Below are 14,514 nucleotides of genomic sequence, written 5' to 3'. Positions count from 1 at the left end.
TGGAGCGGCACACGAGGCTCGAACTCGTGACCTCAACCTTGGCAAGGTTGCGCTCTACCAACTGAGCTAGTGCCGCATTCAAAAGTAGTCAGTAATTTGTCCGTTGGTGCACAACCTTGAAGGTTGCGGTAAAACGTTCTGGCAACTGAGCTTGCCGTAAATTTCAACTATAAAAGTTTAGCTAAAGACACACTAACCCCGCGGGGTTAACGTCTTAAGCGGGGCAGGATTCTACAATAATCCGATGTGTTTGCAAATGTTTTTTACAAATTAAAGAATTTTTCTTGGTAAACCTTTAATTCCATGATCGAATCTTTGATATCGTCGAGGGCTAGATGTGAACCTTTTTTGTTCACTTGCGCTAATACGTCAGGTTTCCAGCGACGCGCAAGCTCTTTAACTGTGCTTACATCGAGGTTACGGTAGTGAAAGTAGTCTTCCAATTCAGGCATGTACTTATTCATAAAGCGGCGATCTTGGCCGATAGAATTACCACACATAGGCGAAGCACCCGCAGGTACCCATTGCTTCAAAAATGCCAGTGTTTGCTCAATGGCATCTTGCTCTGTGAATGTGCTTGCTTTACAGCGAGCTGTTAAACCAGATTGACCGTGCTGAGTCGTACACCACTCATCCATGCCATCAAGCAGTTCATCGCTTTGATGAATAGCAATAACAGGGCCTTCAGCCAAAATGTTTAAATCACTGTCGGTGACAACAGTGGCAATTTCGAGTATTTTATCTGTTGCTGGTTCGAGGCCGGTCATTTCCAGGTCGAGCCAGATAAGATTTGATTTATGAAAAGACATAGTTACCTTAGCGGTGCTTTCCTTTAGATCCAACGCATTTAGATATATCATATTAGTATCATCAGTCGACCTAAAGCTTTTTTTTCAAAAAGCCCGACATTTACTCAAGTTATAGGCCAAAAGTGGCAAAACAAAAGAAATTAAGTAAAGGCCAATCGCGTCGAATTAAGGCCAACCATCAAAAACGCCTCTCTAATGCAGACAAAAAGCAAGAGAAAGGGGCAACTGTGCAATGGCAAAATGACAATTTAGGTCCTGCCGAAAATGCGGTAGTGATCAGTCGATTTGGCCAACATGCCGACATCGAAACCGAATCAGGCAGCATATTACGTTGTAATATTCGCAGAACAGTATCGAGCCTTGTCTGTGGTGATGAAGTTATTTTTCGCCGTGCAAAAGTTAGCGAAGGCGACTTAGCTGGCGTTATTGAGGCAACTCATGAACGTCGCTCACAACTAACGCGCCCTGATTTTTATGACGGGGTAAAAGTCGTCGCTGCCAATATCGACCAAATTTTAATGGTCTCTGCGGTACTGCCTGAGTTTACGCCAAACATTATCGATCGCTATTTAGTTGCCTGTGAAGACATGGGAATTGAGCCTATTTTAGTGCTCAACAAAATAGATTTAATTGACGATGAAGGCCTTGCTTTTATTGATGAAATTCTCGATATCTATCGAGAGTTAGGTTATCAAGTACTGTTAGTCAGTAATAAAACGGGTCAAGGCATTGATGAACTTAAACAAAAACTGGTCGGTAAAAACAGCATTTTTGTTGGTCAAAGTGGTGTGGGTAAATCAACCTTAGTGAACACTGTACTGCCAGATGCTGACATCCTAACCCAAGAAGTCTCCGAGAACAGCGGCCTTGGTCAGCACACAACAACCGTATCGCGATTACACCACTTACCAAGTGGCGGTAACCTTATCGACTCACCAGGAATTCGTGAGTTTGGCTTGTGGCATTTAGATGTTGAGCGCGTTACATGGTGCTTTAAAGAGTTCCGTGATTTTATTGGTGGCTGTCGTTTTCGAGATTGTAAGCATTTAAACGATCCTGGCTGTATAATTCGCCAAGCTGTTGATGATGTTGAAATTTCAGAACTTCGTTTTGACAGTTACCACCGAATTTTAGAAACTATGGCCGACGGCCGTGCTGGTGCACGCGCTCCTCGCGTATAACTATTTAGGAAATAACAAGTGAGTTTAGATAAATTCAAAATTGCTATGCAATATGCCATGCCAAAACATTTCATTTCGCGCATGGTTGGCAAGTTGGCAGCAGCAAAAGCGGGTGGCTTAACAACGGCCTTAATTAAATTGTTTATCAAACAATACAAAATTGATATGAGTGAGGCTAAATACCCAGATCCAGCTCATTACAAAACTTTTAATGAGTTTTTCACTCGCCCATTAAAAGAAGGAATTCGTCCACTTGCCGAAGAAAGCGACATTATTGCTCACCCAGTTGATGGTGCAATTAGCCAATTAGGCGATGTAGTAGACGGTCAAATCATCCAAGCAAAAGGCCACGACTACAGCTTACAAGCACTACTTGGTGGCAAAGAAGAAGACACAGCGCCGTTTTTAGGCGGTAAGTTTGCGACTATTTATTTAGCCCCTAAAGATTACCACCGTATTCACATGCCTGTTGATGGTACGCTGAGCAAAATGATCTACGTACCGGGTGATTTATTTTCTGTAAACCCGTTAACAGCGCAAAATGTACCTAACCTATTTGCTCGTAACGAGCGAGTTGTGGCTATCTTCGAAACCGAGATTGGCCCGCTAGCCATGGTGCTTGTAGGTGCGACAATTGTTGCTAGCATCGAGACTATTTGGGCAGGCACAGTAACGCCACCAGCGGGTAAAGATGTATTTAGTTGGAATTACCCAACGAAAGGTGACAATGCAATTACCCTGAAGAAGGGTGAAGAAATGGGTCGCTTTAAATTAGGCTCTACCGTTATTTTAGCCTGGGGTGCAAATCAAGCTGAGTTCTTATCAGATCAACACCCTGAAACAGTAACGCGTATGGGCACACCATTTGCGAAAATTAACGACTAATAAGTTCAATTAAGCAAACCAATTAAGCAAACCACTTTAACTAAAAGTGGTTTGCTTAAAATTCACTACAAAACCGCGCCTACACTCTGCTATAAAACTCTGCTATAACACTCTGAACATTCACTATCTTTTTGAATATTAAAGTGCTGCTGCTTTAGTGTTAGCCCATCAAATTGAATAAACTCGCTGCCCGTTTTATGGCCAAGCAATATATTGATAGCCAATAAGCTTTGCATGCTACCCATAACCCCAAGTAACGGGCTCAATACCCCAGCATTATCGCAATTAAGCGCTGTTTGCTCCTCCGTTTGCGGGAATACACAACCATAACAAGGGCTATGTTCATCACGAAAATCAAAACTCATCACTTGCCCCTGTGTTGCAATGGCAGCAGCTGACACAAGAGGGATAGATTTAGCTAAACAATAGCGATTAACCAAATAACGGGTAGCAAAGTTATCACTGCAATCAAGGATGATGTCAGCGCCATCAAGAAGCTCAGCACAGTTACTTTCATCAAGCTTTTGGCATAGGGGCTTAACCGTAATTTGATTATTTAAACTACTTAACACCTTGGCAGCCGCCTGTGTTTTTGCCTGCCCCATATGGTTTACTTTATAGAGTATTTGTCGCTGTAGATTTGAAAGCTCAACCTTATCGTCGTCAATCAAAGTGAGCGTTCCGATACCCGCCGCCGCTAAATAAAACAGTGCTGGTGAGCCAAGCCCACCTGCCCCGACAACCACAATATGTGCAGACTTTAACTTTTGCTGCCCCGCATGCCCCACCTCTTTTAATAGCAAGTGGCGGCTATAACGAATTTGCTCTTTGTCGCTTAACGCGCTCATATTAAGACTGACCTTCGACCAGCTGTTTTAACTTGGCAATGGCTGCTTGGTAGTCTTCGGCTTCAGTAATCGCACGTACTACGGCAACACTGCCAACCCCCGTACTCGCAACTTGCTCTGCACGTGATATATCAATTCCACCAATCGCCACCGTTGGATAATCAGCCATTAACGGTACAAATTTTTCGAGCTTTTCTAAACCTTGAATTTGCCCTGTCATGTCTTTGGTGGAGGTTGGATAAATAGCGCCAAACGCCATATAACTTGGTCTGAAATTATGTGCACGTAGCATCTCATAAAAGCCATGAGTCGACACACCTAAGCGTAACCCAGCCTCTTTTATGGCAATTAAATTAGCGGTTTGTAAGTCTTCTTGCCCTAAATGAACACCATAAGCGCCGTGTTTAATCGCTAATTGCCAATAATCATTGATATACACCTGCGCACCGTACTTTTGCCCCAGCATAACTGCACTTGCAATGGCAACTTCGAGTGTTGCATCGTCTGCATTTTTCATTCTTAATTGAACGGTTTTAACTCCTTCGGCTAAACACTTCTCTAACCAATCAACCGTATCAACAACGGCATATAACCCAAGCTGTTTAGAGTCGCACTCAGCAAAGCCTGCTGCCATAGTAAAATCAACCGGGCAGTCAAAGTCGAGCTCATCACCTAGCCAACTTCCCGCCTCGATGACTTGTGGGTAATCCGCCAGCGTTGTAGGAAAGCAAGTATGTGCAACGGGGCCAATCCCTTCACCATAACGAACAGCTGTTTTTAAACCTTGGTTGATATAGGCTTTTGCTAAAATAAAAGCATCTTTGAGTGGATACTGTTTGGCTAAACACGCAGCAATAACAGAAGCCATACTGCATCCAGTACCATGACTATGCGGAGTTTGAATTTTTTCGTTACCAAGCCAATATGCATGATCACCTTGCACGCAGTAATCAATACAATAGCCACTTGGGTAATCCCAGTGACCCCCTTTGATGATCACCGCTTTTGCACCATAGCCTGTTAACTTTTCGGCAGCTTCTTTCACTGCGCTTGGGCCAATCAAATAAACACCGGTTAAAAGCTGTGTTTCGTGAGTGTTCGGTGTTACTACATCGACTAATGGCAATAAACACTCTTTGATGGCACTAACGGTATCTTCTTCTGTTAATAAGTCACCACTTGAGGCAATGGCAACCGGATCATAAACAACCAAAGGCGGCTCTGCCCAAGTCGCTTTGTAATGCTTTAAATGCTCACTAATAAGCTGTATTTGCTGCACATTGGCAAGCATACCAATTTTAATCACGCTGGCAGGCATATCACTGGCTAAGGCTAATAGTTGCGACTCAATCACTTCTGTTGATATCGGGTTCAGCGCTTCTACACCTAAACTATTTTGTGCCGTTAAAGCAGTAATAACCGTACAGCCATGTACATTAAAACTTTGCATTGCCTTGATGTCGGCTTGAATTCCTGCACCGCCGCCCGAATCTGAGCCAGCTATGGTCCATACAACCTGATTCATGTTACTCCTCACATTTTATTCTTGATGCCAAAATGGCATACCGAGCGTCGGCGTTGACGGGCTTGCCACGTCTTTTTCTGGCATCGCTTTAGCCAAATAGCTATATCGCCCCGCTTCAACAGCACTCTTAAACGCTTTACTCATCGTCACTGGGCAACCTGCACCTGCAATTGCCGAGTTTAATAATACGGCATCATACCCTAATTCAAGCGCTTGGCAGGCATGAGATGGTAAACCTAAGCCCGCATCAACAATTAACGTATGGTTTGGCAAGCGCTCACGGATCATTTTTAAGTTGTAAGGATTCAGCAAGCCTTTACCCGTACCAATCGGTGCGCCCCAAGGCATTAATACTTCGCAGCCTAAATCAGCGAGGCGCTGACACAGCACTAAATCATCTGTGCAATAAGGTAAAACTTTAAAGCCATCGGCCAATAAAATTTTAGTGGCTTCGAGCAGTGCGATTAGATCTGGCTGTAAATTATATTCATCACCAATTAGTTCTAACTTGATCCAATCAGTGGCGAACACTTCGCGGCACATTTGTGCCAAGGTCACCGCTTCTTTCACACTATGACAACCCGCCGTATTTGGCAGCACCTTTAACCCGGTGTTTTTTATCAATTGCCAAAAATCATCACCCGCAGAAGCGCTTTGCTGACGTCTTAATGAAACCGTGACAATCTCAGCCTGTGAGGCCACTATCGAATCCTGCATAACACTTGGCGAAGGGTACAGTGCTGAGCCAATCAGTAACCGACTCGTAAATTGCTCACCATAAACCGAAAAACTATCCATCTTAGCCTCCTTGAATTGGCGACAATAACTCAATGCTGTCGCCTTCGTTGAGGGTTTTAGCATCGCACTGGCTGCGCGGTACAAAGTCACCATTAACGGCAACGGCAAATGGCGGTCTTGCACCAAACTGGCTCAACGCCTGAGTCAGCGATGTATTGTCGTTCACTGTAACTGACTGACCATTAATTAAAATATTCATTTTTATCCTTAAGCAATTAAGCTCACTGCGTCATCAACCACCTGAGGCGCAAGTAAATAGCCATGACGGTACAAGCCATTAATACTGATCACTCGACCTTGCTTTGTGACTTTCGGGCGGTTGTCTGCAAACGCTGGACGAAGCCCCGATTGCAAGCTTTCTATACGCCCTTCAGCAAAGCCGCTATGCACCGTATAAGCAGCAGACAATAACTCCAGTGCCGAACGCACGGTGACTTTACCTCGGTCTTGCGATTCGATTTCAGTCGCACCAATCACAAATTGATGATTTGGTTTAGGAGCAATATAAATTGGGTAACGCGGATGCATCAGTCGTATCGGTCTAGTTAGGTTCACCTCTGGTGCATATAAACGCGCCACCTCCCCTCTTACTCCACGCAGTAAAGGTTCAGTCTGTTTTGCACCTAAGCCTCGGCAATCAAATACATAATCAAAGCTTTGGCCATTCACCTGATGGGCGTTCAATTCAACTTTACAGCCAAAGTTAAATTGCACTCCTTGCGAGGTAAGCTTTTTAAAACTAGCGCCATAAAATGCCTGATTATCGAGTTGCCCTTCACAAGGTAAATACACTCCTTGATGGAAACGCCCAGCTAGTTCAGGCTCAAGATCAGCGATTTGAGAACCCACCAATGCCTGTGCCTGATAGCTTTCAAGCGGTTTTAAGCGGCTAACAAAACTTTGTAAATCGCCCCTATCTTGCTGATGAGCAACCACTAAACTGCCTGTTTGTTGAAAATACACAGCTTCATTGAGCTCACTTAAAATTTGCTGCCAACGAGTGATGCTATTAAGCCCTTGTAGGGCTAAATCCTGTTCACACAGGACTGATTCAGCAAGGGGTGCCAACATCGCTGCAGCAACGCTGCCGGCACTGTTGCTAGCATGTTCATCATCTTGCTCAAACACGCTCAGCTGGTGCTCTTTAGCAAGTGCCAATGCAGTTAAACGGCCAGTTAAACCAAAACCCAGTATCGCTATCTTTAATGACATAAACTTTCTAGGCCCCAGACTCTGGGCCCTAGGCAAAAAACCCAGAGCCTATCGCTGATGCCTAGCTCCATCAATTAAACTGCTTTGTGGTAAATCTCAGAGCCCGTTTTTTTGAACTCGTCTGATTTCGCTTTCATTTCGGCTTCAACATCAACCATTTTGATTTCGATAGCATCACCTACGTTATTTGGATCTATGCCTCTTGCTTCAAGATCTTTGGCGTAATCACGTACTTCTTGAGTGATCTTCATCGAACAAAACTTAGGTCCACACATAGAGCAGAAATGTGCAATCTTGCCTGATTCTTGTGGCAATGTTTCATCGTGATATTCGCGGGCGCGTTCTGGGTCTAAACCTAGGTTAAATTGGTCATGCCAACGGAACTCAAAGCGTGCTTTTGATAATGCATTATCTCGCTCTTGCGCACCCGGGTGGCCTTTTGCCAAATCGGCAGCATGGGCAGCAATTTTGTAAGTGATTAAACCTTCTTTAACGTCTTCTTTGTTTGGTAAGCCTAAATGCTCTTTAGGAGTTACATAACAAAGCATGGCACAGCCGTACCAAGCAATTTGCGCAGCGCCAATACCTGATGTGAAATGATCGTACCCCGGTGCAATATCCGTGGTTAATGGACCAAGAGTATAAAACGGTGCTTCTTCACAGTGTTTTAGCTGCTCTTCCATGTTCTCTTTGATCATATGCATTGGCACATGGCCTGGGCCTTCAATGAACACTTGCACATCATGTTTCCAAGCAAGTTTTGTCAGCTCACCTAAAGTACGTAATTCGCTGAACTGGGCTTCGTCATTAGCATCGGCAATAGAGCCCGGGCGCAGGCCATCACCTAATGAAAAACACACATCGTACTGTTTTAAAATTTCACAAATTTCTTCAAAGTGCGTGTATAAGAAGTTTTCTTTATGATGCGCTAAACACCATTTCGCCATGATTGAACCACCACGCGAAACAATACCGGTAACACGCTTTGCCGTCATTGGCACATAACGGAGCAATACCCCAGCGTGAATGGTAAAGTAATCAACACCCTGTTCTGCTTGTTCAATCAAGGTATCGCGGAAAATCTCCCACGTTAGGTCTTCAGCCACACCGTTTACTTTTTCAAGCGCTTGGTAAATTGGTACGGTGCCAATTGGTACTGGTGAGTTACGTACCACCCACTCACGAGTTTCGTGAATATAGCGACCCGTTGATAAATCCATTACCGTGTCAGCGCCCCAACGAGTAGACCACACCATTTTTTCGACTTCTTCTTCGATTGATGAAGTCACAGACGAATTACCAATATTCGCGTTCACTTTAACTAAAAAGTTTCGGCCAATGATCATCGGCTCGGTTTCTGGGTGGTTAATATTGTTAGGAAGCACAGCGCGGCCTCGAGCAATTTCATCACGCACAAATTCAGGGGTAATAAAATCAGGAATGCTAGCACCAAACGATTCGCCTTTGTGCTGGGCTGCAAGTAACTCTTCACGAATTTTAGCGCGACCCATGTTTTCACGGATTGCCACATATTCCATTTCAGGCGTCACGATGCCTTGTCGCGCATAATGCATTTGCGTGACGTTTTTACCTGCTTTTGCACGGCGGATTTTTGGTAAGTGCTCAAAGCGGATATGATCTAATCCTTCATCAGCCATACGCTGTTGAGAAAATTGTGAAGTCACTGAGTCTAAAATTTCAGTATCGCCGCGGCTTTCAATCCACTTTTCACGGTATTTCTCAAGACCCTTGCGCACATCGAGTTTAAAATCCGGATCAGTGTATGGGCCTGATGTATCGTAAACACGAATTGGCGCGTTAGGCTCAAATACGGGATTCTCTTCAGTACCACCGATGAAGGTATCGCTGAGGGTGATTTCACGCATCCCTACTCGCACATTATCTTGCGTGCCTTCTACATAAACTTTATGAGAATTAGGAAACGGTTGGCCCGTTAAGTTATAAATATACTCTGATGCAGCCGCACGAACTTCGCGGCGAGATGGTTTCGTTGTTGTGTTTGACATGACTTACCTCATTGCTTTAAGGGTTGTCTTGTCAGATATTGCAAGTGCAATAGAGAGTGGCAAACGCCATTGGATCGTTAGTAAGTTAAATGCTTACCAGTGCAGCCTGTGCCGCTTATGCCCCAAAATTTGGCGCACAAGCGCCTAGTGAGGCAGCTTGTTCCCTACGCAGGTGTTAGCCTGATCAGGTTCACGGATCCCGCTTTCGCGATCTCAGCCTTGTTAAAGGCACTCCGACAAGTTTAAATTCGTTATTTTTTATTAACGCAATGAGTGTACGTTAGTTAAAAATTTGCTGCAAGCACATGCGCTTTAGTTTTTGGCAATAAAGGTAAAGCGATGCGTACCTTGCAAAGTCAGTTGCTCACCTTCAAGCTTAATGGCTGCACCTTCTCTTAACGCGGTTAACAAACTACGTTCGAGTTCATCGGCTTTCTCACCGCATGATTTACGTGTCATGCCTAGCTTGTTTACTACAATTGAATCATCGTCAGTTAGAACTGCTTCGCCAAAAAATTTATTACAGCCAGCAAAGCCATTTATTTGCATTGCTTCAATAAATCGCATTGATGCACTTTGCGACATATCAAGACTTAAGCCATTCACCTTTGATAGCTGCCACTGAGTATATTTTAATTGTTCACTTGTGACTGTACTGGTTGATGAACACCCTAAACAAAATAATACAAACAAAAGTGGTACGGCTAAACGCTTCATATTTTTTACAATTCAAATTCCAATACCATAATAGTAACAATATTTGACTGCTTTGATCGTTAAAAAAACATGTTTTATCTGTAAAAAATTGTTCTAAGCCCCATTTTTTTGAAACACTCTCGCTTACTTGAATAAGTTATCGACTTCTTCTGGTAAAAAAGGACGACCTTTTTCATTTACCGACGTACCAATCACTAACGCTTGTAGCATCACTTTATCGTCATGTTTGCGATACACCGTTTGCCTAAACGCAAACTTTAAACGGCTGATACGCTCAGGCTCAACGGCCACGTAAAATTCATCACCCGGCACAAGTGATGCCTTATAATCCATTTCGCTGCGAAGCACCACAAGGTTAACTTTTTCTCTTGCTAGCTTTGCAAAGTCGATACCTTGAGCATGTAAAAATTCATGGCGAGCATGTTCTAAGTAATTAAAATAAACACTGTTATTTACAATACCTTGTAAATCACACTCATAATCACGCACTTTAAAGTCGACTTTAAAGGTCATAGTCGTATTCCTAATCAATTTACGTATAATTGCCTGCGTTTATACCATAAAAATTGATTTTATAGCCATTTGGCTAGCTAGGTTGCTAGAATAGCAGTCCCGAAAATGGAGTTAAGAATCCACATGAAACGACGTTTATCATTATTATCTGCTGCCATCCTGCCTTTATTTGCAGCATCTTCGATTGCCTACGCTGAAGATGGTGAGTTGGAAACGATTGTAGTTACCGGTGATTTCAAAAAAGAAAGCATTCAAACATTAAGTGCCAGTGCTAGTTTGTTTTCAGACCATGAAATCAATCAACGCGGTGCAAAGTTTTTAGATGAGATGCTTGCTAGTGCAGCGAATGTAAACTTTACCTCAGGGGCTTCTCGTGGTCGTTTCGTGCAAATTCGTGGTGTAGGTTTACGCTCACAGTTTGTAGACCCAATTAATCCTTCGGTTGGCTTAGTGATCGACGGCATCAACTACTCTGGTTTAGGTGGCAGTTCACTGTTATTTGATATCGACCAGGTAGAGATTTATCGCGGCCCACAAGGAACTCGCTTTGGTGCTGATGCCTTAGCTGGCATGATTCAAATGGAATCTGCAACACCTACTCTTGACCCAAGTGTGAAAGTACAATTAGGTGCGGGCAACTACAACAGCTATGAAGCAGGTATTGCCGCAGGTACGGGTATTACCGACGACACAGCAGTACGCGCCAGTATTTATCAACGTGAGTCTGATGGCTATGTTGAAAACCGTTATTTAGGCGAAGATACCCAACAACAAGATGAGCTCGTTTCTCGCTTTAAATTACACAGCCAATTGACCGATCACCTACGTACTGAACTGAGCGTTCATTACATTGATATTAATAACGGCTATGATGCCTTCACCTTGGATAACAGCCGTTACAGTGTGGCTGATGAACCAGGCCAAGATAACCAAGAAAGCATTGCAGTTGGCCTTGCCAACATTTACACCGGCTTCGATTGGTTTGATGTTAGCCTAAACCTTTCAGGTATCGACAGCGAGCTGCTATACAGCTACGACGAAGACTGGGTGTGTAATGATGAAGATCAACCAGAGTTATGTGCTGCAGGCTTGCATGAATGGGGCTATAGCTCAACAGATGCTTACTTTCGCGATCGTCAAGATCAAGCAGCCGAGCTGCAATTTAGCGGTAAGTCTGGTGAGTGGGTTGCCGGTATTTACTACCAAGGCCGCGAAGTTGATTTAGAACGCCAATACACTTGGCTGGCGCAACCATTTACCTCAAATTATGAAACCAGTAATATTGCAGCGTATGGCCAACTAGCAACACCTATTGGTCCAAAAACAACCTTAATTACGGGTTTGCGTGTTGAGCAGTATCAAGGCGACTACACCGACAACAACGGTTTTATTGAAGAAACTGATGATGTCATGGTGGGCGGTAAGCTTGCACTTGAATACCAAGTGATTGATCGCACCATGATCTACACCAGCATTACTCGTGGCTATAAGGCCGGCGGTATTAATTCTGAAGCGTTAGCAAAAGCAAAAGATGAAGGCTTAAACCTAGATGCTGATTTCTTTGCTAATCACACATCATTTGCCCCTGAATACCTTTGGAGCGGTGAGTTTGGTGTGAAAGGAAGCTCTTTGGACGATAAGTTTGTGTTACGTCTTGCCGCTTTCTACATGTACCGCGAAGATATGCAGTTAAAATCGTGGCAGGTTGAAGGTCAAAAATTCACAGGCTATATCGATAATGCCAGCTCTGGTGAAAACTACGGTTTAGAAATTGAAGGTAGCTTCCAAGCCACTGACAATTTACTACTTACGGGTAGTGCAGGTTATTTACATACCGAAATCAATGACTTTGTTGCGCAATCAGGCCTTGATCAAGATGGCCGTGACCAAGCACAAGCACCTAAATACCAATATGCATTCACTGCGCGTTATAACTTTACACCAGCACTTTACGCATCAATTGGTGTAGAGGGCAAAGACGATTATTACTTCTCTGACAGCCATAACTCACAAGCACCAAGCACCAACTTGGTAAATGCTTCGTTTGGTTATGAAAGTGATAATTGGAGCATTAATGCATGGGCACGTAACTTATTTGATGAAGACGTACCAACTCGTGGCTTTGAGTTTGGTAACGACCCATTAGATGGTTACACCACTCATACTTACACCCAACTTGGCGAACCAATGGTTGCCGGTGTGACATTTATTTACGAGCTATAAGCAATTGAGTGCTAGGTTTTCACCTAGCACCCAGCACCTTGAGCCTTGAGCCTTGAGCCTTGAGCCTTGAGCCTTGAGCCTTGAGCCTTGAGCCTTGAGCCTTGAGCCTAGAGCCTAGAGTCTAGAGCCAAATCAGTTAAGCCCTTTCAACATCAAAGGCAAGTACGTCTTTAATCTTTTGCTTATTCGTTGCCAGCATAATGAGTCGATCAATACCCAATGCGACACCCGCACATTGTGGCAAACCATGCTCTAGAGCAGCTATTAAACGCTCATCCATTGGCACTTGCTTTAAGCCATTTGCTTCACGGTACTGATTATCTTCACTAAAACGAGCTGCTTGCTCTTTGCCATTGGTCAGCTCATTAAAGCCGTTTGCCAGTTCCATATTTTTAAAATATAACTCAAAGCGCCCTGCTACTCGCTCATCGTGCTGACAAATTTGTGCAAGAGCTGCTTGCGAAGCTGGAAAATGATAAACGAAACAAGGCTTTTCTTGGCCAATAGTTGGCTCTACCTTCATACAAAATAATAGCTGTAACAAGGTATCGCGATGTGTTTCATTCGCGGCAATATCGGCAAAGCCTTGCTCTGTTGCTAGTTGCTGCAATGTGCTGATATCAGCAGTTAAAGGGTCTACACCTAAGGCGTTCATAAAGGCTTGCTGATAAGTTAGTCGCTCTGCGCTTTCTACGCCAAGCACCAATTGCATAAGCTCATCCATTTCATCCATAAGCGCAAATTCATCAAAACCCGGACGATACCACTCAAGCATCGTAAATTCAGGGTTATGATGGCTACCCGCCTCTTCATTTCGAAAGGCTTTGCACAGCTGGAAAATAGCCCCAGAGCCCGCAGCAAGTAAACGCTTCATGGCAAACTCTGGTGACGTTTGCAAATACAGTGGTAAGCCACCAGCATGACCTGGGCCAACAAACTCGGTACTAAATGTCGCTAAATGCACGTCGGTTACACTGGCTGCACTTAGGCTTGGTGTTTCAACCTCCATAACATCTCGTGCATAAAAGAACTCGCGAATACGGCGAATGATGGCGGCACGGTGGCGTAAAGTTTCAATATCGGCGCTTGGTTGCCAAAGGGCTTTAGACATAAACTGTTTCTCAAAAAAAATCCCAGCAGAAGCTGGGATTTTATAATAAATTGCTTAACAAAGCCTATTACTTAACGCGGCTCACGTATTCACCGCTACGTGTATCAACCTTGATCACTTCACCGATTTGTACGAATAGAGGAACACGAACAACAGCACCAGTGCTTAATGTTGCTGGTTTACCGCCAGTACCTGCTGTATCACCTTTTAGACCTGGATCTGTGTCAGTGATTTCTAGTTCAACAAAGTTTGGTGGAGTAACGGCGATTGGGTTACCGTTCCAAAGCGTGATTGTACATACGTCATTTTCAACTAACCATTTAGCGTTGTCGCCAAGTGCTTTTTCGTCAGCAGCGATTTGCTCAAATGTTTCGTTGTTCATGAAATGCCAGAACTCACCGTCAGTATATAGATACGCTAAATCGGTATCCATTACGTCTGCACCTTCAACGGTCTCACCTGACTTGAACGTTTTTTCTAGTACTTTACCTGTGATAAGTTTACGAATACGAACACGGTTAAACGCCTGGCCTTTACCTGGTTTTACCATTTCATTTTCTAAGATGCTGCAAGGTTCGCCGTCTAACATAATTTTTAGGCCGCCCTTGAACTCATTGGTGCTATAATTCGCCATCGTTTCCTCTGTCTAAATAATTTCGAGTAAT

General features: G+C 43.9%; 14 protein-coding genes, 1 tRNA gene and 1 riboswitch. Of the genes, 3 read left to right on the top strand and 12 right to left on the bottom strand.

Annotation, left to right across the window (positions count from 1 at the left end; genetic code table 11):
• Together QL229_RS13170 and orn are read right to left on the bottom strand one after the other, a co-directional pair.
• Positions 1-76, bottom strand: a tRNA-Gly gene (locus QL229_RS13170).
• Positions 77-263: 187 nt separating this feature from the next.
• Positions 264-809, bottom strand: a complete 546-nt coding sequence (gene orn, locus QL229_RS13165) for an oligoribonuclease (RefSeq protein WP_135923411.1) — start codon at positions 807-809, stop codon at positions 264-266.
• A 122-nt stretch (positions 810-931) separates the two neighbouring features.
• On the opposite strand from orn, the gene rsgA reads away from it, so the two are divergent.
• Positions 932-1,990 (top strand): small ribosomal subunit biogenesis GTPase RsgA, encoded by a 1,059-nt coding sequence (gene rsgA / locus QL229_RS13160; RefSeq protein ID WP_281547033.1) that lies wholly within the window; start codon positions 932-934, stop codon positions 1,988-1,990.
• A gap of 18 nt (positions 1,991-2,008) precedes the next feature.
• Complete coding sequence (gene asd, locus QL229_RS13155) at positions 2,009-2,875, top strand: archaetidylserine decarboxylase (RefSeq protein WP_171040440.1); 867 nt, start codon at positions 2,009-2,011, stop codon at positions 2,873-2,875.
• Between the two features lie 89 nt (positions 2,876-2,964).
• On the opposite strand, the gene QL229_RS13150 is transcribed toward asd, so the two are convergent.
• From QL229_RS13150 to QL229_RS13115, 8 genes are all read right to left on the bottom strand, one after another.
• Positions 2,965-3,723, bottom strand: a complete 759-nt coding sequence (locus QL229_RS13150) for a HesA/MoeB/ThiF family protein (RefSeq protein ID WP_281547032.1) — start codon at positions 3,721-3,723, stop codon at positions 2,965-2,967.
• Between the two features lies 1 nt (position 3,724).
• On the bottom strand, positions 3,725-5,248 hold the full coding sequence (gene thiE, locus QL229_RS13145; RefSeq protein ID WP_281547031.1) for a thiamine phosphate synthase: 1,524 nt from the start codon (positions 5,246-5,248) through the stop codon (positions 3,725-3,727).
• A gap of 15 nt (positions 5,249-5,263) precedes the next feature.
• Positions 5,264-6,046, bottom strand: coding sequence for a thiazole synthase (locus QL229_RS13140; RefSeq protein WP_235382412.1), 783 nt, complete (start codon positions 6,044-6,046; stop codon positions 5,264-5,266).
• 1 nt (position 6,047) lies between these two features.
• Positions 6,048-6,245 (bottom strand): sulfur carrier protein ThiS, encoded by a 198-nt coding sequence (gene thiS / locus QL229_RS13135; protein ID WP_171041525.1) that lies wholly within the window; start codon positions 6,243-6,245, stop codon positions 6,048-6,050.
• An 8-nt stretch (positions 6,246-6,253) separates the two neighbouring features.
• Entirely contained in the window at positions 6,254-7,258 is a 1,005-nt protein-coding gene (locus QL229_RS13130) for an FAD-dependent oxidoreductase (protein ID WP_235382411.1), read from the bottom strand.
• A gap of 74 nt (positions 7,259-7,332) precedes the next feature.
• A complete protein-coding gene (thiC, locus tag QL229_RS13125; RefSeq protein WP_235382410.1) occupies positions 7,333-9,285 on the bottom strand; it encodes a phosphomethylpyrimidine synthase ThiC in 1,953 nt (650 codons plus the stop codon).
• Between the two features lie 144 nt (positions 9,286-9,429).
• Positions 9,430-9,531, bottom strand: a riboswitch (TPP riboswitch).
• 66 nt (positions 9,532-9,597) lie between these two features.
• Positions 9,598-10,002: an META domain-containing protein gene (locus QL229_RS13120; RefSeq protein WP_281547030.1), complete on the bottom strand. Its 405-nt coding sequence runs from the start codon at positions 10,000-10,002 to the stop codon at positions 9,598-9,600.
• 123 nt (positions 10,003-10,125) lie between these two features.
• On the bottom strand, positions 10,126-10,515 hold the full coding sequence (locus tag QL229_RS13115) for an acyl-CoA thioesterase (protein WP_054561129.1): 390 nt from the start codon (positions 10,513-10,515) through the stop codon (positions 10,126-10,128).
• Positions 10,516-10,638: 123 nt separating this feature from the next.
• Between QL229_RS13115 and QL229_RS13110 the strand changes: the two genes are divergently transcribed.
• Positions 10,639-12,738: a TonB-dependent receptor gene (locus tag QL229_RS13110; protein ID WP_281547029.1), complete on the top strand. Its 2,100-nt coding sequence runs from the start codon at positions 10,639-10,641 to the stop codon at positions 12,736-12,738.
• A gap of 136 nt (positions 12,739-12,874) precedes the next feature.
• Here QL229_RS13110 and epmA read toward each other — a convergent pair whose 3' ends face one another.
• Together epmA and efp are read right to left on the bottom strand one after the other, a co-directional pair.
• Positions 12,875-13,849 carry an elongation factor P--(R)-beta-lysine ligase gene (epmA, locus tag QL229_RS13105; protein WP_281547028.1) on the bottom strand — a complete coding sequence of 325 codons (975 nt, stop codon included), beginning with the start codon at positions 13,847-13,849 and terminating at the stop codon, positions 12,875-12,877.
• Between the two features lie 67 nt (positions 13,850-13,916).
• Complete coding sequence (efp, locus tag QL229_RS13100) at positions 13,917-14,483, bottom strand: elongation factor P (protein WP_135923400.1); 567 nt, start codon at positions 14,481-14,483, stop codon at positions 13,917-13,919.
• Positions 14,484-14,514 lie beyond the last annotated feature (31 nt).

This window comes from Pseudoalteromonas sp. PAR1 (assembly GCF_947311895.1).
Lineage (GTDB): Bacteria > Pseudomonadota > Gammaproteobacteria > Enterobacterales > Alteromonadaceae > Pseudoalteromonas > Pseudoalteromonas lipolytica_C.
The sequence above is the reverse complement of the archived record's forward strand: the minus strand, read 5'-3'. Positions and strand labels throughout refer to the sequence as shown.